We start from the raw sequence: 20,591 nt of genomic DNA, 5'->3' as shown, positions 1-20,591 counted from the left end.
GCTTTCTAATGAAATCAATTACTCGGACTCAGAATACCTATGATACAGAGATGCTGCTCCAATCAGAGCTGCTTTATTTCCCAATTCCGCAGGGAGGATCGGCGTATGTTGGAAACTATCTAAAAGTATCTCTCGTGTACTTATCCCTATCCGTTCAACGAGCCATGACTGCTCCATAATGCCTCCACCCACAATAACAGCAGGCGGATTAAAAATATGAATGAGCGTTGCTACTCCTCTTGATACTTCCTGTTCCCACTTTCCCAATAAAGAGAGAAGTTCCTCTTCCCCCTCATCTATTCTAGAAAATAACATTTTTCCATTTATGATTTTAGGATCGATAGCTTGTGCTTTTTGGACCAGTACTTTAGTCGAAGCAAACTTTTCATACATGCTATCCCACTTCGCATCTGTATCCGTAATAGGATACATAACCATGTGTCCAAACTCACCAGCCGTTCCATTCATCCCCTTATAGATCTCACCCTGCATTACGATTGCTCCCCCGATACCCGTACCGAACGTAAGACATATAAAATCTGCAAATGAACGTCCTGCTCCTATCCAAGCTTCCCCTAAAGCTGCTGCATTCACATCATTTTCAACCTTCACTGGTTTATCAAATCGATCTTCAAGGATGTCTTTTAACCGTACACCGGTATAATTCGGAATATTCGGGTTAGCGTACAAGATGGATCCATCCAAGGGACTAACTTGCCCAGCAGTACTAATCCCAATCGCTTCATATCCATCGTAATCCGACATATAATCCATAACCTGTTCGATGATATACATGCCGCCCTTAAAAGCTTCCGTTGCATATTCCTTATACTCTATTATTTCGCCTAGAGAGTTACATAGCCCTAGCTTAATTGTAGTACCTCCGATATCACATGCCAGTATGTTCATTACTGGCTGCCTGCAAGAGGGGAATAACTTTGCCCAATGGAGTGTACAAATCGCTTGGTGATCTCATAGGGTCTCGTTATAGCAGAACCTACGACGGCTGTATGAATACCGAGATCAAATAAACGGCAAAGTTCTTCAGGAGTAGAAATCCCTCCCTCTGCAATCACCGGAATGGTAAGTTCTCTTACCAACATTTCAGCCATTTCATAATCAGGAAGCTGCCTTCCTTTGGTTGCATCTGTATATCCGCTAAGTGTTGTTCCTACACAATCAAATCCAAGTTTCTCTGCCTGAACCCCTTCTTCGTAAGTAGAACAATCCGCCATAAAAAGCTGATCCGGATAAGCGTTCCTAAGTTCCGGAAAACTCTGAGTAATGGTTGTGCCGTCCGGTCTTACTCGGTTAGTGGCATCGATGGCTATGATATCCACACCTGCCCTTACTAATGCGTCCACTTCTTTTCGTGTAGGAGTAATAAATACATCGAAACCGGTGTACACTTTTTTAATAATTCCAATGATCGGTAGCCTGACGTGTTTCTTAATTTCTTCGATATCCTCTACACTGTTTGCACGAATCCCTGCTGCTCCGCCGAGATATGCGGCATATGCCATCCTTCCCATAATATACGAACTGTGAAGCGGTTCCTCCGGAAGTGCTTGGCATGACACAATCAACTTCCCTTTAACGTTTTGGAGTACATTATTATTAATGGACATATTCGCTCTCCTCCGTGATGAAGATTTAGCTGATACGCTCTGAAATGAACCGGCTTTCTGCTTGTTGCAGGAGTGAGATGATCTCATCAATTCTAGCAGTGTCCTGTTCCGTGATTCCTGCTAGTGGAAGTCTGACGCCTCCGATGTTAACTCCCCTTCTTCGAAGCACTTCTTTAATACCGGCATACATTGAGCCATCAAGTGAGCATAGAGCTACTATAATTTCGTTAATGTCACTCTGAAGTTCTCTTGCTTCCGTAAATTTTCCTTGCAAGATATACTGGTCTGCCATAAGGAAAAGTTCCGGCATCGCCCCGTACGTACCTCCGATTCCACCATCAGCTCCCATGATTCTACCTGCTACAAACTGTTCATCAGGACCATTAAAGACGATGGAATTTTGGCCCCCGGTTCTTTTAAATCGTTCAATATCGAAAGTAGGCATTGAAGAATTTTTGACGCCGATCACTTTTTCATTCTTCAGAAGCTCTTTGTAGAAGGGAGTACGCAAGGTATAACCTGTCGTCTGAGGAATGTTGTAGATTAGAAAAGGAAGTGGTGTCGCATCAATAATATCGTTCCAATAGCTAGAAACGGCATGATCTGGAAGAGTGAAATAGATAGGCGGAATCGCTGATAACGCATCATAACCAAGAGAAGCCGCATGCTCAGCAAGTAGAATGCTGTCTCTTGTAGAAGGCGCACCTACATGGGCAATTAACGTCATTTTCCCTTTCAAACGGTTGGCAACAAAGGTGAGTACATCCTTACGCTCCTCAATATTATGATAAATGCATTCTCCTGAGCTGCCCCCAACATATACACCCTGCACTTGTTTCTGAAGATAATAATCACATAATGTGTAAGTACGCTCCTGCGATATTTGACCATCTTCCTCGTAACAAGCATAAAAAGCAGGGATAATACCTTTGAATTTTGACAAATCAAATGAAGTAGCCATAACTTCCCCTCTTTTCTTAAGATAATAAAGTACGGTATTTCCCTGTTAGCTCTGTCTCAAAGCTGATCTTTTTGTAACGAAGCTATCCTTTCACAGCCCCCATCGTTATTCCTTGCGTAAATGCTTTTTGAAATAAGAGAAAGATCGTGATCATCGGAAGGGAAGCAAGAGCAGCTCCTGCCATCAGTACTCCATAAGGGGTTGTGTACTCACCTTGAAGTGTTGCGAGTCCTAAAGGAAGTGTCATCATCGGTGTAGACCTCGTGATAATGAGCTGACTGAAATAGTCATTCCAAGCGTTAATAAATGTGAAGATCGCCAGTGCCCCAAGTGCTGGTTTGAGCAGAGGCAGAATAATCGTCGCAAACAATCGAACTTCGGAGCATCCATCGATTTTGGCTGCCTCCACTAATTCAGATGGAATCGTCTGCGCGAATTGTTTCATTAGAAACACACCAAACGGCCAACCAATGGCAGGTAGAATAAGACCCTTGTACGTATCTATCCAGTTCAGATCAGCTAACATGGTGAACAGGGGTACAAGAATTACCTGCTTTGGAAGTGCCATCGCAGATACAAATAGAATAAAAATGAGTTTTCGTCCAGGAAACATCTTCTTTGCCAGCACATAACCAGCCATGGATGCGGTTAAGCACACCCCGATCATCTCGGAGGAGGCTACAAAAAAACTATTGAATCCCCACCGCCATACCGGATTCTTGAAGAGTGCCCTGAAATTATCAAGCGTAGGCTCTTCCGGAAACCACTGAGGTGGTATGGCAACCGCTACATTTTGTACCTTAAATGCACCTGTGACAATCCAGTAGAATGGAAAGAGAAACAATAGTGCCAGTAGTACCAGCAGTAGATTAGCGAGAATGGAAGGGATACTGGGCGTCTTTTTTCTCAGATTTGTTCCGCTGGATAGAGGTCTGGGACGGGATCCTGTGATTTTCGAGAAAAACATCATCCTTATGCCTCCTAGTACTCAACATCACTGCCGAGGTATTTAAACTGAATAAACGAAATGGCGCCGATGACGATAGCAAGAATAACGCCCATTGCGGATGCAATTCCAAAATTCCCTAATTTGAAAGCTTGCTCATATACTCCGTACATCACGGTAGATGTCGCGTACATTGGACCACCCGAGGTAAGCAATTGAATGATCGCAAATACCTGGAACGTATTGATTGTGGTAATGACGATAATGTACAGGTTGGTTGGCATCAGCATTGGCCATAATATGTTTTTAAATATTTGCCAGCTGTTTGCCCGGTCCATTTGTGCAGCTTCAATATAAGATTTCGGAATATTCCCAAGCGACGCGACATACAGGATAATCGGTTGTCCAACTGACGTTGTTATCAGAACTAGAATGATTGCGAGAAGCGCTGTTCGTGTATCGCCCAGCCAGTTTATAGGTTCCATTCCAAATAGGCTTGTAAGGTAGTTAAGTATTCCATAATTGGTATGATAGATCGATGCCCAGACGACCGTAATACTAACAACAGAGGAAACGGCAGGTAGATAAAATATCCCTCTGAATAGGGAACGTATCCCTTCTGATTTTTGATAAATCATCATGGCTACATAGAGTGAGAAGATAACGACAACAGGGACGGCAATTAAGACGATAAGCATCGTGTTCCACATCGATTTGCCGAATGTTTCGTCCTGGAAAAGATGCTGGTAATTATCAAACCCTATAAAATCAAAATCACGAAGCGTATAGGAAAAAAAGCTGATGTAGATTCCCTTTAGCATAGGATAAGCAACGAATATACTGAAAAATGCTAGTGCCGGGAGTAAGAACAAATAACTTGCGATCCAGTCACGCCATATGTACTGCTTATTTCGAAAGAATGTAAGATTCATAATTCCCCTTCTTTCCTCACTTCTGTACAAAAAGAGAAGCGTGTCTTAGAGCACACTGTCTCTCTTTTTGTACACAGATCTTATTTTGCTGTATTTGCTGCTTTCGCTTTTGTAATCGCATCATTCGCTTTGGTCGCAAACGTATTTAGTGCTTCCTCACCGCTAGCTGCACCTAATAAAGCACGTTGCAATTCTGGGAACCAGAATGTACGAACCTCAGCATAACCATCTGCAATGGTCGGCGGATCGGTTACAAATTTTCGTGCAAGCTCTGAGTATTCATATTCCGAATCGTCATATAATCCAGTGATGGAATTTCGAACCGACAAACCTCCAGTCTGAATTAAGCTTTTCTTACCCCATTCCGGATCATTAGCGACAAAATCGATGAATGTTTTGGAAGCCGTAATTTTCGCCTCATCATCATTATTAAAGATCGCCATTCCCCCAAGATAAGGTTCGAGCTTTGGCTCGCTTCCGTCCAGTGTTGGATAAGGAAGAAGAACATCTTCAAATTCAGCTTGTTTTAACGGTGCATTCTGTGCTCTAAGTACAGCGGAATAGTTGATACTGAAAGCAAGTTTTCCTTGCAAGAACAGATCGTTAACGTCAGCTGCAGCAAGGGATGCTGAGCCTGATACAACCAATCCGTCTTTTTCCGCCTGCACAAGCCAGTCCAGCGCAGCTCCTGCTTCTTTCGTATTAATAGCAACCTCACTTCCCTCTTCATTCAAAAATCTGGAAATACCGAGGTTTGCTAGGTAACCGCGCGTTCCTTGATCCCCCGCTTGACTTTTTGCATAGAATCCGGAAGGAATGACATCCGGTGCTTTTTCTTTTACTGCCTCTAGTGCCTTCTTATATTCGTCAAATGTCCAAGTACGATCCGGTTTGTCTAACGGAAGAAGATCAAGTGCACCGATCTTTTCAAAGACAGTCTTGTTGACAGCCATCATAAAAGGAGCCGTATTAATTGGATACATATAAATGGTTTCATCTACTACCGACTGCTTCCAAAATGCGGGAGCAATATCATTTTTGATTTCATCTGTAACCATGTCATCCAGTGGTGCTAGTAAATCTTTTTTCGCCCAGTCAATAATCCGGCCCGGCGCGTCATAGATTACATCTGGTGCAGAGTTCGTGGCGATCGCTACATTTAGTTTCTCTGGTCCTCCATCATAAGTAATCATCTCTAGATTCACTTTGATTTCAGGATGTTTTTGATTAAAGGCCTCAATTAACTGTTTCTCGTATTTCCCTACTTCACCGTCAAGGGCTTGATATGTAGGGAAATTCCACCATGTAATCTCAACCGGTTTATTTGTATCTGCTGGTTTCTCTGCTGTGTTCCCCTTCTCCCCACTGTTTGGGGTGGATGTTCCACCTTCTTGATTCGGACTACAAGCAGCTATCATAGAAACCATGAGAAGTACGGAAATAAAACCAGTAATCCGTTTCTTTACAGCGATCATTGCCATTCCCCCTTGTTAGTCGATACCCGAAAAATTTTCTTTCGTGATCTATCTCAAGAATAATGTAAAATTTACAGATCGAGAATCCCTGTAATTTGATATCAGGGTCACAATTTTTACTTATTTGCAGGGAATTACCTTTACATATCCCTACATTTTGTATAATGATGTTAAAAACATCACCTGTTACTGTCTTAGTAATGAAATCCTTCAAATATGAGGTGGTATATATGTGCAAGCTGCTAATTGTGGAAGATGAATGGATCATTCGAACGGGACTCCGGCATTATTTTCCGTGGCAGGAACTAGGCGTTAACGACATTTATGAAGCTGAAAATGGAGCAGATGGATTGCAACTTGCACTTGAAGTGAGGCCCGATCTCATCATCAGTGATATTCGGATGCCAGAAATGAACGGACTTGAGATGATTGAGCAGCTGCGTCCGCTTTTGCCGGATACTTTCTATATTATTCTAACGGGATATAACGACTTCGATTATGCGAAGCAGGTCATTCGCCTCGGTAATATTCAGGATTATTTGCTGAAACCGCTAGAGTATGAGGAGAGTATGAAATCAGTTCAAAATACACTTCAGTTAATTCGCACGAAAAAAGAGGAGCAGAAGGAACGATTAATACTAGTGGAGGAACAAAACAAATGGAATCAAAGTGTACTTGTCAAACAATTATTAGATTCTAACTTCACAAAAAAAGCTCCGGACAACCTACTCTATCTCTCAGATCAAGTCAAGTCTGATCTTATTTATATACCAATTGTCAGTACCCATATTGCTCCCTATGGAAGTCTTTCAGTACCGGATATAAAGTGGTCTGGTGAAATGTTGCAATTGATTGCGAATCATATACCGATTGTCCCAATCTGTTTGGAGGATCATTCTTCCCCCCTACTCTCCTACTTCCATCAGAACCGATTGTACGTGATCGTCTGTTGTCATCAAGAGAACTTGAACGATCACAACCTTGCTGTAGCGATGAAAAAATTAAATCAAGGTCAAGTACATAAAACGTATATTTCTATTGGACATCCCTCTCCCTCCCTTTTCGAGCTGGGGAAACATCTTTATTATGCAGAGGAACTGTTGTTACTTCGTTACTCAGAGCGAGAGACATACTTTTTCTCTCCTACAGCAAGTTCTTCTCTTCAAAAAACAGAGACTTCGACTTTCAGACTGGATGGAATGGAAAAAGTGCAACTCATGACTACACTTGAGCAAAAAGATACAACCGCTCTTCACGAGCTTATTCTCAGTTTCTCTCATCGCACTTACCAACTGAACTTAAGGGAAAGTTCGCGTCAATGGCTCATTTTTCTTCAAGAGCTCATTAGCTTAATCCTGCGTTACGCAGATCATCATCATTCTTCGTCCTCGGAAATCTATAGTGAACAATTGATTAAACTAAGCTTTATAGAAGATTTCCAAACCTCCGAGCAGTTGTTTACCTGGCTAGCCGATTGGGCAGAGCAGATTATCTCTAATCCAGATCAGATGGATAGCAGTAGCCTGTCTGATTCCAAAGACACCTACATTTTTTCAGAGATCGAAAAGTTTATGAAGCAGCATTTGGATCACGATCTCTCGCTTCAGATGGTGGCAGAACGATTTTTCTATAACCCTTCTTATCTAAGCCGACTATTTAAAACAAAGCTAAATAAAAACTATATGACTTACGTTACAGAACTTCGAATCGGATACGCCAAAGAATGTCTGAAAGATCCTAGTCTTCTCATCAGTGATGTTAGTCTGATGTGCGGATACAAAAGTTACAAACATTTTGTAAAAACATTTCGCAGCATTACTCACATGACACCAACTCACTATCGCAAACGAATAGGGATGTGATTTTATTTGAAGCTGCTCACCCATTGGTTTAGCCAAATTCACTTCAAACGCGTAAATCAGCAAATTTTCGTCCTCATGATTCTAATAATCACCATTCCTCTTGCTGTTATGTCTTGGTTCATCTATTTATTTTCAGTCCAATCGATCAAGAATGAATATCAGAACAGCACCAGTCTGATTCTAAACAATCTGTCCTTTAATATTGATCAATATTTGCAAAGTATCGAAAAAGGTACCCTTAACGCTCAGCTTGACAGCAGTCTTCAGGATGCCCTCTACAGGTGGCTGCAGCACCCGGAAGAGGACCAAAACTATCAATATCGAAATGTGATTGAACAGTTTGTCAGTACTATTGAAATTACGATTAAGAATGTAGATAGTGTTCAGATTTATGCAGGAAATCGAGTCTTTTATTCAGCAGATTTTAATCGTTACAGTTACGTAGAAACAGACTTCCTAAGTAAGCCATGGTATCAGGAAATTCTGAATGGAAGAGGGAAAATTGTCCTCTTTGGCACGCATACCCCTTTTCACCGAGTTGGCGGAGAGCAAGAACATTCTGTTATTTCCATTGGCAGAGTTATTAATATTACCGGCAGCAAACAGCCGCTTGGCGTCATTCTTGTGGATCTCCGTCCAGATTCACTAAAGGAAATTCTCAGTCTTTCAGAAAATAGTAACCAAAGCTTTATCATTGTTGATGAAAAGGGCAGTACGGTGTATGCATCTGCGACAGATTATAAAGGAAGGAATGAAGCTGAAGGTGAGGAGACAATGCTTGAGAAATCAGTATTGGAAAAAGTCACGCAGCATTCTTCGGGTAACTTCTATGCTTCTGTTCAAGGGACCCCAGCATATATTAATTTTGTTACTTCGGATTACTCTGGTTGGAAAGTCATTCAATACGTAGACGAGAAACAAATGATCAAAAACGCGGAGTTCCTTCGTTTTATCCTGCTTGGTTTTGCGGTATGTACACTGCTCGTAGCCTTGTTATTTCTTGCGATCCTTTCAGCTAGAGTAACGAAGCCTATCATTTTGTTAAGCAGACAAGTTCGAGCTGTTGGATCAGGGAATCTAAATATTCAACTGAATACAAATCGCAAAGATGAGTTTGGTATCTTATATCAGGGGATAAGCAACATGGCGGAAGACTTGAAAAATAATCTTGAAAAAACGTCTGATATGCTAGCTCAGCAAAAATTAGCGCAATACGGCGCATTAAAAAGCCAAATCAATCCTCATTTTCTCGCAAATGCGCTTGAGTCGATTCAGATGAAAGCTGTCATATCAGGACAACGGGACATAGGAGAAATGATTGGGCTGCTGGGAAGAATGTTCAGAGTACATATCCAAACCGGCAAAGAACTGGTGCCCTTAGAAGAAGAACTTGCTCATACTCGCCTTTATATCCAAATCCAGCAAATGCGTTTTGGAGATAAAATCAAGTATCGTGAAATTTGTGATCCTGTAGCTCTGCAGCTTCCTGTCATTCATTTCTCACTTCAACCCTTGATCGAGAATGCGATTGTACATGGATTGGAGCGAAAAAAAGGAACCGGTTATTTGGAAGTGAGTGCCGAGGTCACAGATCAAATCATGCGTATTGAGATTAAAGATGATGGATTAGGCATCAGTGAAAATCAGCTGCTAGAGATTCGGAATAAACTGCATGACCCTGCAAGCAGCCTCGATATGGATCATATTGGAATCAAAAATGTCCATGACCGGATACAATATCATTTTGGGGAACCGTATGGGCTACAAATAGAGAGCAGTTCAGTTGGAACTAAAGTTACGATTTTATATCCGGCTCATCACTCGATAGATAATACCTGAAACATGTACTTGTAATAAGGATACTTCACCAAAATAAAAAGAACCGGCAATTGCCGGTTCTTGATGGATTTTCCCACTTTTCTCTTATCTACTTACCTCAGGGAAATATCCAATCTTCACTGCATAACTAATTAATTGATGAATAAAAGATTCATCGGGTTCAGCACATTTTACACCTGTACCTTTCAGATGCTCTAATGTTTGCGGACAAGCATAACGAAATGCTGAATTTTTCGCTCCGTCCCCTTCCAGCTGCGCCATAGCCAGTTCAAGTCCTGCTTGATCTTTTGGTTCTGCTGGATTCAGCAGCATCGCTTTCAGCATCCGGTAAAATGCATTCTGATTAATGTTTTTTTGGAAGACCCCTGTAGTAGAATTGCAAGAAAGATTCCATACACGATAGATACTTGCAGCTACGCCTTCTTCCTCACCCTATTTCACAACGAGTTCTCAGCTTCGACCTACCAATATCTTTGTACCATCTTGGTCCGGTCTTTCTAGAACGGCAAGTTTTTTCCGCTTCCCATCATATTTTCTCAATCTAAAATAATGGTAAAGTTCCTTTAATTGGAATAAGGTCTCTGCTATAATTAGCTTGATATCCGTAAAGAACACACGGAATACCGATATTAAAGAAGGAGTGATTGTATGAACTTTTCACCTGTCTTTATTCGAAGGAAAGCGTTATCATCTGCTTTTCTAGCTCTATTCCTCTTCTTAGGTGTACTCTTACCATCCGCACACGCCGATTCATCCCTCTCATCTACTGCTAGCGCTCCAAAAAATCTTTCTCCCGAAACAGCTCAGGTTTTTCTAGATGAATTCTTTAACTCACAGCAAGCTTTATCTCATTATGTAGGCGCTTCCGTCATTATTGTTAAGGACGGCAAAGTGATTGCAGAAAAAGGATATGGTTACTCTAATCTTCAAGAAAAGACCCCCGTTGATCCGAAAAAAACAGCTTTTCGCATTGCTTCTGTATCAAAAACGTTCACTTCCATTGCGATCATGCAACTAGTCGAACAAGGCGAAATAGGTCTTAAGAATGATTTTCAAACTTATGTCCCTGGTCTTAAATTTGATAATCCCTATGATACACCCGTAACCATTGAAAACTTACTTACACACACGACCGGTTTTGAAATCCGCGATCCTAAGGCTGAAGATATTCATGCCGATTTTGACAAATACATATCCATAGAGGACTACGTTCAAGAGCACATGCCTCCTGTTGTTCGTGAACCTGGTAGTTCCTATATGTACGATAACTTTGCGTCATTGCTTCTAGGACTCGTTGTCCAGAATGTCAGCGGCGAACCGTTTGAAACCTATATGCAGAAACACATATTTGAACCTCTTGATATGCAGAATAGTGATTTTATGCTGACAGACAAGTTTAAAAACCAACTGTCCATCGCTTATGATGCTGCTCGTAATCCCATTGATCTGTACGCCCTTTCACCTGCACCTATGCCTCAAGGGGGTATGATGTCAACAGCAGAGGATATTGGCAAATTTATGATTGCTTTCCTGAATGGAGGTTCTGACGGCAAGAACCGCATACTTAATGAAGCTACAGTAACAAGTATGGAAACATACCGTTCAGAAGTTCATCCCCTGTTGCCAGATACCACCTATGGATTTGAGTCACCGTTCCAAATTCCGGGAGCAGGAAGCAGTTCCAAAATTATAACGAAGGCAGGAGATATTATTGGTTTCAGTTCTTATCTCTTCCTTATTCCTGAGCAAAATACAGGTGTCTTCCTTACTTACAACCAAGCAGGTGCTTTACGTAATTTATTCTATCCTGCATTTATTTCAGCTTTCTTCCCAGAGTATGCAGAACCAGCCAAGTTCGATCATTATGAACCGCAAACGGCAGAGGAACTACAGCGTTATGCTGGGCTCTATTCCGATCTTCGTCTGAAGACGATCGTAAGCAAACTTGCGGATGCTGACGATCAGGCAGGTAAAATGGAGATATCGGATGCCTTTATTGGTTCTCGCACCTTGATTCAAGTAGACGACAATTTATTCATGGATGAACTCAGCGGCCAATTCACCGGCTTCAAAGAGAACACAGACGGAACGATCTATATGAAAGAACCTTACTTAAATCCATTTGGATACGAGAAAAAAGGAGTCAAAGCAGCAGGATATAAAGACGTTCGTCCAGGAAGTACCTATGCAACGTTTATTTATGGACTGCAGTCACTTGGACATTATTCGAACGATGCGAGTATCTATTTCCATCCTAGAAATGCGGTCACTCGTGCAGAGTTTATCGAGGAGATTCTTGAACTCAGCGGTATCCCGCAAAGTAAAACTCCACCGAAAACTGACAGCGATTGGGCTACTCATTCTGCTGCCGGATACATCCAGGCAGGTTATGAGATGGGTATGATTGAAGGTGCAGATCAGAAGCTGTTCAAACCAGATCAGGTCATTACCCGCCAAGAGGCTGCCGTGATGATATGGAGAATATACAAACAACAATATCCAGATCAATTATTCAGCAATGTAAAGCTCTCTGGTAAAACGGATACCTGGGCCGTCCCTGCTGTTCAAATGATGATTGGACTAGGCCTTTATGGACCTGAAGTTAAATTACAGGGGAATGGTTCTGCCAATTACCAATCTACCAAACCGCTTATTCGTCAAGAAGCAGCGGCGCTTATGTACCAATTGCTGACCCAGCCAACCGACCAAATCGTCGCTGGACTTGCTAAAGAGCAAGAAAATACGCAAGCAGATAGTAAGGCTACCAATTAAGGATAAATAAGAAATAGGCTTTTCCTTTAAGACGATTTGTCTACTAGAGGAAAAGCCTGTTTATTTTATTCTATATTCAGACTGAGGGCATCTCCGACTGTCTCTAAAATATTCCCATAGTAGCGAATCCGTTCTACTCTAGTCGTAGGTTTTTCACTCTCCACAATTTCATAGCTTCCCCCGAGTACAGCCAATAAGTTGCCTTCCTCTATGAGTTTCTCTCTTTTTCTATTGCCGCTAGGCAGCTCAAGACCTAATAACGCTGTTGCATTACCAATGGCTCTAAAAGAAGCTGCAATGCGGATACTGCTAGACATGCCTTTTGCTTCGGCCACTAATGCAAATCCAATAGCTCTTAGAAACGTTCCTCGTTTTTCAAGTTTTTCTCTGACTATTTTCCTGATCTTCACTGTCCTCGTTGCTGCCAAAGCCGATAATATAGCTCCAATAGCAGCAGAACACGTACCAATCACGTATAATCTGGAGGTTTCACCTTCATTAGAGACGGAGGCGATCAGTGTGGTTCCCAAGGCCGCAATCCACAAACCTATATTTTCTATGCCCTGGGCCATTGTATTCTCCTCCCTCCCTCTAACAAATAAGATATTTTATTATATGTATGAATAAGAGATTGGTCTTTACTTTAAAGAAAATTGGTTGCTTGTTCTAAGCTTCTTAGCAGGAATGAGTTGTGTTTCGAGTCGAAGCACTATGTAAATATACTCATAAAAAACAGAAAGAAGCGACTGAACATATTCAGCGCTTCCTTCTATTCTTTTATACCTGGTGAATAGTCTGCTGCTTCGATTAAATGAATACCATAGCGATCAACATAGCGATAATCCCCGACAAGATAACGTAAAACAAGTTTGGTATTAAAGCAAGTCTGATGATCTGTCCTTCTTTACCCAGTACCCCAACGACCGCCGATACGGCGACTACGTTACTAACGCAGATCATATTTCCGGCAGCGGCTCCGATTGCCTGTAGAGCAATGATAAGATCTGGGGCAAACCCATTCACGGTAGCTACATCAAATTGCAATGAACTAAACATCATATTGCTGAACGTTGCACTCCCTGATACAAATGCCCCTAGTGTTCCTATGAATGGGGCAGCTATTGGCCACGCTCCTCCGAACACATCAGATGCAAGCTGTGCCAGTTCCGTCGGCATACTTTGTAATACCGCTCCCTCTATTCCAGAATTCAGGAAAATCCGTACCATGGCCGTGGAAAATGCCAGTGCAATCGCGGTTCCTACCATAGAACCTGCTGCTTCAGAGAAAGCCAGTTTCATTTTATTTCTTGGAATCTCATGAAGAACCACGGTAATGGCGACAACAAGCAAGAAGATGAATCCCGGTGAATATAGAATTTGCCAATTTTGACTAATCCCTGTCCCCAGGATATCGTTCCACGAGATGCTTATTCCCTGTAACCACCGTTGTAATGGTTTAATCACACGAGTTAAAACAAGCAATACCGCAATAAGAATATAAGGTACCCATGCCTTTGCCAGCGTTAACGTATGTCCTGATGCTTCCTGTTCCTCTTCTGCTTTTATCTCTTTCTTGACATACTCAGAAGGACCGAATTTACACCACGGTTCTCCTTTAGGCAGTAAAAACCCTTTTTGAGCAGCAAGAACAACAATGATCAGGCTGACTAAAGCTCCCAGTAGAGAAGGGAACTCATAACCTACAAAAGTAGCAACGAGTGCTGCTGGGATGGTATAAGTTAGTCCTGCAAAGATCGCAAATGGAGCCATTTGAAATCCTTCCTTAAAGGACTTGTTTTTACCGAACACCCTTGTAATCATGAGAACTAAGATTAGAGGAATAAAGGTACCGATGAAGATATCGATCTGGGTTAACCGCATCGCAATAGCTTGTAAAAAGCCGCTGATATCTATACCTTGCTCTGTCAAATAGCTCATAAATACAGGTGAAGTTTCATCAAGACCCTGTCTGATTCCCACATTAAAAGTTGTTCCCACGGCTCCAAAAGCTACCGGCGTACTGTCTGCGATTAATGCCACAACGACAGCAGCTATGGGAGGAAATCCAAGTGCTAACAGTAAAGGTGCTGCAATAGCAGCAGGCGTACCAAAACCCGCCGCTCCTTCAATAAATCCGCCAAAACACCAAGCTACAATAATGACCTGCACTCGCATGTCCGCGGAGATATTCATAAAACCTTCTCTGATTACAGCAAGTGCTCCCCCATGGGTCAATGTATTCAGAAGCAAAATTGCTCCGAATATAATGAATAACACCGTAAGAGTAACAAATACACCCTCTAGTGTCGAAGCTGTAAGGTTAATCAGAGGCATATCCCATACAAAATAAGCTAGAACAGCAGTGACTACAAAACTAAGTGGCATAGCGACGGTTGCAGGCATTCGCAAGATCACAAGGAAAATCAACACCGAAAGAATCGGCATAGCAGCCGTAATCAATTCAAGGAAATTCAAGTTAGTTACCCCTTTACTCGTTCTTAAAGTGTAGTAATAGAATTCCCAAAACTTTATTTTCTAAGTCTTATTTAGTTCCGAATGTTTTGCTGTTTTAACTTTTCCACTTCTACTTCAATTTGATTCACATCGATTCGCTGAAAAAGCAGCTCAATTTTCCCTAGTTCATGACCTGCAGATATCTCTGTATAATTCCAGCTATAGTCTAATTCGTCTAAGCTCAGAATGTTTCTGATCTTTCTACAAGCGAAAGGCAAGAAGGGATCCAGCAGGATCGATAAATTCAAGATCACCTGTGTACATGTAAACATGGTGGCTTCACAAGTGGCTCGATCTTCTTTTACTTGAATCCATGGTTTTTGTTCATCCACGTATTTATTACATGACCGAATGAAGCTAAAAATTGACTCAAGTGCTTCCTTTAATCTTCCTTGTCTTATAAGGTCTCCACTAGAAATATACAGCTGTTTTATTGTTATCTGAATACTGTCATCCATCTTCCCGTCTGGAATCGTATGATGATACACTTTATCTATAAAAACAAGATTTCGGTTCACAAAATTGCCAAACGCTCCAAGCAGCTCTCCATTATGACTATAAATAAACTCTCTCCATGAAAAATCGGTATCCCGATTTTCGGGTCCATTAGCAATAAGAAAATATCGTATGGTATCGGGATCATAATGTTCTAGTAGATAGGGAACCCATACCGCCCAATTGTTGCTCGTAGAAAACTTCTTTCCTTCTAACGTTAAATACTCACTGGATAAGATATGATCTGGCAGGTGTAAATCACCTGCGCCCAAGAGTAGAGTTGGCCATAAAAGTGTATGAAACGGAATGTTATCTTTTCCGTGAACATAATAAGATTTCACTTCATTATCACTCCAAAAATCCTTCCATAAATCTGGGTCACCTTGTTCCTCAGACCATTGTTTACTAGCTGATAAATAACCTATGATCGCCTCAATCCATACATAAATCTTCTTTCCAGCACTGCCCTCGATCGGAACGTCAATACCAATATCTAAATCACGTGTAACCGCCCGGTCCTGAAGACCTTCCTTCAGATAACGAGCAGATAGGTGGATCGCATTTTCTCTCCAACCCTCTGCTTTCCTGAGGTAGGTATCCAGCTTATTCTGAAAAGAGGATAAAGCTAAAAAATAATGATCTGACAGTCGAGTAATCGGTGTCTCACTACACAATTTACATACCCGATGGTGGAGTTCCAGTGGATCAAGAATAGATGAACAGGCATCGCACTGATCCCCTCTTGCGATATTCCCACAATGCGGACAGTTTCCTTCTACATATCGATCTGGTAAAAAACGATCGCAATTTACACAATAGGTCTGCTCAACCGCTTTTTTATATAGCACTTTCTTCTCCAACAGTTCAAGAAATAAGGACTGCACCACTTCCGCATGAAACGGATCGTCTGTCCTTGTGTATATATCATAGGAGAAACCAAGCTTTGAAAAGCAGTCTATAAATTGCTCATGATAGCGATCTGCAATAGATCTGGCGGATACTCCCTCTTTTTTTGCTTGTAATGAAATGGGTGTTCCGTGACAGTCACTCCCCGATACGTAGAGTACCTTTTCTCCAGTTAAACGATAAAAACGTGCGATCACATCTCCTGTGAGTAACCCTGAGACTCTTCCCAAATGCAGGGATCCATTCGCGTAGGGCCATGCCCCTCCAATCAATACATTCATGTTTCGTTCCTCCTATAATCTAATGTGATGAGCTCTCAAATACGATGAAAACAAAAAAAGCCCCCGTCCCCTAAAGGACGAGAGCTTAGCTCACGTGTTTCCACCTTAATTTACCGCTTCCTCACGAAAAAACGGCCTCCATAAGTACGTCATCTTACGATTTATCATCATAAGGTGATTATACCCTGGCACGATAACGGGCGCACCCGGTGCAGCCTACCATCTTCCTGAATGGAAAAGTTCGGTGCACAGCTCAGAGACCATATTCGTTGGACGCTTCTTTACTCCTTTTCAGCTATCGGAGCTCTCTGTTCAAAGAAGAATGTCTTCCCTACTCTCTCTCATCATTGCTTTTTACTGTTTTTACTATTATATCCAATTTATTGATGGACGCAACTACAAAATATAATTTGTCATGATCAGACGGATTTACCCAAGCGAATGACTTGCTTCTTTATCCACCAACACTTTAGCGAGTCCTTCTAAATCAAGCCCATCCACATGAAAAGCCGCACGTACAAGCTGCGGAGAAACAAACTCATCATATTTACCGAGATAAGGAGCTTCATCTTCATCAAGCAGTGAACTTGCATCCTTGTTATTCTCAAGTTCGGAAAGAATCGCATTCCATATCGCTGATTCATTTGTGTTCCCAGCAACGACCATATAATAGGGTTCCATCGGAACGAGGGAACGAAGTTCAAGTCGACCAGCCAGGTTGTGCTTCAGCATTCGTTCTAGTGTACGAAACTGCTTACTGCCCGCCCACGGTAAAATAAAGAACGAGTCTCCTCCTGCAGGAATGACGACACTTTTCAGAAGCCCGCTTTCTCTGGCAAGTCTTCTCGCACGCTCGAGTCGATTGGCTGCGCTCGGCGTAAGATAAGGATATAGATCGCTGCTTGCAAGAACCTCACGCATTTTCTGTATCACAAGTGTATGAATATCTCCGCCCGCACCGAGCCAAAGCGTATCCACCTTGCCTTTAGCCGATTTTACATACAGTGCTTTGTGCTTCGTATCTACTTCTTCTACTTTCCATAGCTTCCCTGCAAGTGAGAAACAATAACCTGGCGGGGGAACGGTTGTGATCGAGCCAATCTCTTCAGAACCGTTATACACCGTATGTTCTTCATCATCTTTAAACACAGCATAGAATCGGTAGTTATTCACTATTTTTTCTCCGCCTAGACCAATGATGAGCGTCCCTTCCTCTGTCCGCTGGATATGATCGATATCAAGCAGATACTGCAAAAATGTTTTATATTCAGCCGGTTCAATCTGCCGAAACGAAGGAAGCGTAAGTACCGCTCTAGCTAGTTCCGCCGGTTCCGCCTCTCCCATGCTTTTAAGTGTACTCATCGTTTGGTGATAGAGTACACCCATTGGTTTTTTACGGATGTAGACAGGTTCGACCCATTTATGCCTTACGTATAGCTCCGTTACTGCGATCGCACGAAGCAAAGTCCACGGCATCCGGGCCGGAAGTTCAGCTTGTTCGTCCTCTTCTTCCGGACACAGAAACAACATCTCAGAAGCCTGATCTCCCCGGCGACCAGATCGTCCAAGACGCTGGACAAAGCTTGAACAGCTATAAGGCGCACCTAACTGAATAACGCGCTCCAGTTCGCCGAGATCAATTCCTAGTTCAAGCGTTAACGTAGCCGCAGCGACAGCTGGGCCTTGCCCGGTACGAAGCGCTGTTTCTGTCTCTTCCCGCAGCATGGCTGAGATGCTCCCATGGTGAACGTGGAACACATCCCTCTGTTCTCTCCTTGCAGCAATTTGCCTCAGTTCAAGCGTAGTTAATTCTGCATCGGACCGGCTGTTCGTAAATACAAGCGCCTTTTTCAGATGCGTTACATCGTATAGATAATCGTAGTAGGCTTTTTTAGCCAGCTCCAGTTGTTCCGCCTGCTTCTCGTCTCTCGCATCTGGGAACGAAAAATGATCTATCGAGATTCGCAGTTTACGTCTTCCTTGTGGGGATACAACCTCAACTGCTTGACGGGTACCCGCTCCAAGCCATCCTGCCGCTGCATCGTAATCACTCAGTGTCGCAGATAAGCCGATTCTTCTTGGATTGCAGCCCGCCATTCGCTGAATTCGGGTTAGCTGAGATATCACCTGCATCCCTCGATCTGCGCCCATAAATGCATGAACTTCATCAATAATAATATACCTGAGGTCCTGGAACAGTGCAGGAATGGCATTCGGACGATTCATCAGAAGTCCCTCTAAGGATTCAGGTGTAATCTGGAGTACGCCCGATGGTTTTTGCATCAGTTTCGTTTTCTCTGTTTGACTGACATCTCCATGCCAGTGCCATACAGGAACTTGTCCTTCTTTGAGAAGATCACTAACCCGTTCAAACTGATCGTTAATGAGCGCTTTAAGCGGACCGATATATAGAATTCCCACCGATTCGGATGGATCATTATATAACTCCGTTAACGCAGGAAAAAAAGCAGCTTCCGTCTTCCCCGAAGCTGTTCCGGATGCGATAAGCAGGTGATGATCTGTATCAAAAAGAACACGGCATGCTTCTACTTGTGCTTCACGCAGTGTATCCCATTTCTTTTTGTAAATAAATTCTTGAATGAACGGAGCCAGTCTTCCGAACGGCCCACTGCTCATAGTTCAAACTCCGAGAATAAATCGTCCAGATCGTCCTTATTCGCAGATGGATTCACTTTTTGGTTGCCGGCAGATACAGCTTCTTTCTCACCGAGCAAACCTTCAAATGTCGCTTCCGGATGCTGATGCAAGGTATGAAGAAGATCCATAAAGTCCCTGACCACTTCCCGTGTCGTGAGCATTTCTTCTGCTCCAAGGCGTCCTACTGCGGCTTGCATAAAAGTAATCAACTGTTCATCGCTTAGCTGTGCTTCGTATCCAAAATGCATCGCGTGAATATCACGCAGTTTTTGCAGCAAGATGAGAATTTCTTCATGAGACAACAAATCCAGCTTCAAAATGGGTGACGTATAGGTTTTGAGCGCACCTCCGCCATAACGTCCATCGATCAGTCTTGAGCGCAGGGCATCATAACTAAAAAGTCCTCTTCGTTCATCTTCAACAAATTGTGGAGTTCCACCCATGTAAATCCCCAAATGTTCTGCTTTCCCTTGCATCGTATCATTGAACATGGTCAGCAGTTTTTCATAGTTACTCTGCCGCGATATCGTGTTCGTAATCTTATAAAGATTAACCCCTTCATCGATGAAGAGTAGCAATCCTTTATAACCAATTTTCGCAGCAAATTCAGACCATAGTTTCATATAGTCATACCAATTGTCATCATCGATAATTACGCCAACACCGAGTTCCTTGCGCGCTTCCGTCTTCGTAGGAAATTCACCTCGAAGCCACCTCAGTGCAGCTGCTTTGCGGTCCTCATCTGCAAGTTTATAACCAGACCAATAAGCGGCAAGAACTCTAGCAAAATCAAATCCGTGCACGAGATTTTGCATGTCACTCGTTACCGCGTAGATTTTCATTTCGACTGCTTCGTTCATTGCCGGATCATCCGGGCGCAGACTACTGCTCATCATCACTTCCTGCTGAAGAGCAGCAATCCATTTTTGTAGCATAATCTCTAGTGCACCGCCATCAGGTCTCGTCTTCGTAGATAAATGCATCATCAGCTCACGATAGGTTGCGAGCCCTTGACCTTTCGTTCCTACAAGGCGGCGTTCCGGTGATAAATCCGCATCGGCTACTACAAAATCACGATCCATGGCATATCCCCGGATCATTTGCAGCAAAAAGCTCTTCCCGCTCCCGTATCGTCCAGTTATGAGCCGAAAAGCAGCCCCGCCTTCCGCAATATTATCCATATCTCTCAGGATCGATTCGACCTCCGGTTTACGTCCAACCGCGATATGTTCCAGTCCCACTCTTGGCACGACCCCTGCGGTTAAAGAATTGACGAGCGCTGTCGTTAGTCTTTTTGGTATTTTCAGTTGTTTCATGAAGCC

At 42.7% G+C, this 20,591-nt stretch carries 15 protein-coding genes; 3 read left to right on the top strand and 12 right to left on the bottom strand.

The window, feature by feature from the left end; genetic code table 11:
• Positions 1–18 precede the first annotated feature (18 nt).
• The 6 genes from H9647_RS10485 to H9647_RS10460 all read right to left on the bottom strand — a co-directional run bounded on the left by H9647_RS10485 (position 19) and on the right by H9647_RS10460 (position 5,942).
• Positions 19–909, bottom strand: coding sequence for an ROK family protein (locus H9647_RS10485; protein ID WP_191799713.1), 891 nt, complete (start codon positions 907–909; stop codon positions 19–21).
• Positions 909–1,628 (bottom strand): N-acetylmannosamine-6-phosphate 2-epimerase, encoded by a 720-nt coding sequence (locus H9647_RS10480; RefSeq protein ID WP_191799712.1) that lies wholly within the window; start codon positions 1,626–1,628, stop codon positions 909–911. Before H9647_RS10480 ends, H9647_RS10485 begins: the two co-directional genes overlap by 1 nt.
• A gap of 25 nt (positions 1,629–1,653) precedes the next feature.
• Positions 1,654–2,589, bottom strand: a complete 936-nt coding sequence (locus H9647_RS10475; protein WP_191799711.1) for a dihydrodipicolinate synthase family protein — start codon at positions 2,587–2,589, stop codon at positions 1,654–1,656.
• An 82-nt stretch (positions 2,590–2,671) separates the two neighbouring features.
• Positions 2,672–3,559, bottom strand: a complete 888-nt coding sequence (locus H9647_RS10470) for a carbohydrate ABC transporter permease (RefSeq protein ID WP_225229210.1) — start codon at positions 3,557–3,559, stop codon at positions 2,672–2,674.
• A gap of 11 nt (positions 3,560–3,570) precedes the next feature.
• Positions 3,571–4,467, bottom strand: coding sequence for a carbohydrate ABC transporter permease (locus H9647_RS10465; RefSeq protein WP_191799710.1), 897 nt, complete (start codon positions 4,465–4,467; stop codon positions 3,571–3,573).
• Between the two features lie 80 nt (positions 4,468–4,547).
• Positions 4,548–5,942, bottom strand: a complete 1,395-nt coding sequence (locus H9647_RS10460; RefSeq protein WP_191799709.1) for an extracellular solute-binding protein — start codon at positions 5,940–5,942, stop codon at positions 4,548–4,550.
• A gap of 230 nt (positions 5,943–6,172) precedes the next feature.
• Between H9647_RS10460 and H9647_RS10455 the strand changes: the two genes are divergently transcribed.
• Both H9647_RS10455 and H9647_RS10450 read left to right on the top strand, forming a co-directional pair.
• Positions 6,173–7,804, top strand: a complete 1,632-nt coding sequence (locus H9647_RS10455; protein WP_191799708.1) for a response regulator — start codon at positions 6,173–6,175, stop codon at positions 7,802–7,804.
• A 6-nt stretch (positions 7,805–7,810) separates the two neighbouring features.
• Positions 7,811–9,643, top strand: coding sequence for a cache domain-containing sensor histidine kinase (locus H9647_RS10450; protein ID WP_191799707.1), 1,833 nt, complete (start codon positions 7,811–7,813; stop codon positions 9,641–9,643).
• Between the two features lie 84 nt (positions 9,644–9,727).
• Here the strand turns inward: H9647_RS10450 and H9647_RS10445 are convergent, their stop codons facing one another.
• On the bottom strand, positions 9,728–9,967 hold the full coding sequence (locus H9647_RS10445; protein ID WP_191799706.1) for a hypothetical protein: 240 nt from the start codon (positions 9,965–9,967) through the stop codon (positions 9,728–9,730).
• Positions 9,968–10,291: 324 nt separating this feature from the next.
• On the opposite strand from H9647_RS10445, the gene H9647_RS10440 reads away from it, so the two are divergent.
• The gene (locus tag H9647_RS10440) at positions 10,292–12,415 is read left to right on the top strand and encodes a serine hydrolase (protein ID WP_191799705.1); all 2,124 of its coding nucleotides are present in this window, start codon (positions 10,292–10,294) and stop codon (positions 12,413–12,415) included.
• A gap of 65 nt (positions 12,416–12,480) precedes the next feature.
• On the opposite strand, the gene H9647_RS10435 is transcribed toward H9647_RS10440, so the two are convergent.
• The 5 genes from H9647_RS10435 to H9647_RS10415 all read right to left on the bottom strand — a co-directional run bounded on the left by H9647_RS10435 (position 12,481) and on the right by H9647_RS10415 (position 20,585).
• A complete protein-coding gene (locus tag H9647_RS10435; RefSeq protein WP_191799704.1) occupies positions 12,481–12,987 on the bottom strand; it encodes a DUF6944 family repetitive protein in 507 nt (168 codons plus the stop codon).
• 235 nt (positions 12,988–13,222) lie between these two features.
• On the bottom strand, positions 13,223–14,890 hold the full coding sequence (locus H9647_RS10430) for an L-lactate permease (RefSeq protein WP_191799703.1): 1,668 nt from the start codon (positions 14,888–14,890) through the stop codon (positions 13,223–13,225).
• Positions 14,891–14,961: 71 nt separating this feature from the next.
• The gene (gene metG, locus H9647_RS10425) at positions 14,962–16,611 is read right to left on the bottom strand and encodes a methionine--tRNA ligase (protein ID WP_191799702.1); all 1,650 of its coding nucleotides are present in this window, start codon (positions 16,609–16,611) and stop codon (positions 14,962–14,964) included.
• Between the two features lie 429 nt (positions 16,612–17,040).
• A complete protein-coding gene (locus tag H9647_RS10420; protein WP_191799701.1) occupies positions 17,041–19,248 on the bottom strand; it encodes a DEAD/DEAH box helicase in 2,208 nt (735 codons plus the stop codon).
• Positions 19,245–20,585 (bottom strand): ATP-binding protein, encoded by a 1,341-nt coding sequence (locus tag H9647_RS10415; protein ID WP_191799700.1) that lies wholly within the window; start codon positions 20,583–20,585, stop codon positions 19,245–19,247. The genes H9647_RS10420 and H9647_RS10415 overlap by 4 nt, the downstream gene beginning before the upstream one ends.
• Positions 20,586–20,591 lie beyond the last annotated feature (6 nt).

It is taken from the genome of Paenibacillus gallinarum (assembly GCF_014836635.1).
In the GTDB taxonomy this organism is placed as follows: domain Bacteria; phylum Bacillota; class Bacilli; order Paenibacillales; family Paenibacillaceae; genus Paenibacillus; species Paenibacillus gallinarum.
This window is presented reverse-complemented; position numbering and strand designations above follow the sequence as displayed.

Coding starts and splice junctions, on each gene's coding strand:
- H9647_RS10485 (WP_191799713.1), bottom strand. CDS start 909: ATGAACATACTGGCATGTGATATCGGAGGTACTACAATTAAGCTAGGG.
- H9647_RS10480 (WP_191799712.1), bottom strand. CDS start 1,628: ATGTCCATTAATAATAATGTACTCCAAAACGTTAAAGGGAAGTTGATT.
- H9647_RS10475 (WP_191799711.1), bottom strand. CDS start 2,589: ATGGCTACTTCATTTGATTTGTCAAAATTCAAAGGTATTATCCCTGCT.
- H9647_RS10470 (WP_225229210.1), bottom strand. CDS start 3,559: ATGATGTTTTTCTCGAAAATCACAGGATCCCGTCCCAGACCTCTATCC.
- H9647_RS10465 (WP_191799710.1), bottom strand. CDS start 4,467: ATGAATCTTACATTCTTTCGAAATAAGCAGTACATATGGCGTGACTGG.
- H9647_RS10460 (WP_191799709.1), bottom strand. CDS start 5,942: ATGATCGCTGTAAAGAAACGGATTACTGGTTTTATTTCCGTACTTCTC.
- H9647_RS10455 (WP_191799708.1), top strand. CDS start 6,173: ATGTGCAAGCTGCTAATTGTGGAAGATGAATGGATCATTCGAACGGGA.
- H9647_RS10445 (WP_191799706.1), bottom strand. CDS start 9,967: ATGCTGAAAGCGATGCTGCTGAATCCAGCAGAACCAAAAGATCAAGCA.
- H9647_RS10440 (WP_191799705.1), top strand. CDS start 10,292: ATGAACTTTTCACCTGTCTTTATTCGAAGGAAAGCGTTATCATCTGCT.
- H9647_RS10435 (WP_191799704.1), bottom strand. CDS start 12,987: ATGGCCCAGGGCATAGAAAATATAGGTTTGTGGATTGCGGCCTTGGGA.
- metG (WP_191799702.1), bottom strand. CDS start 16,611: ATGAATGTATTGATTGGAGGGGCATGGCCCTACGCGAATGGATCCCTG.
- H9647_RS10420 (WP_191799701.1), bottom strand. CDS start 19,248: ATGAGCAGTGGGCCGTTCGGAAGACTGGCTCCGTTCATTCAAGAATTT.
- H9647_RS10415 (WP_191799700.1), bottom strand. CDS start 20,585: ATGAAACAACTGAAAATACCAAAAAGACTAACGACAGCGCTCGTCAAT.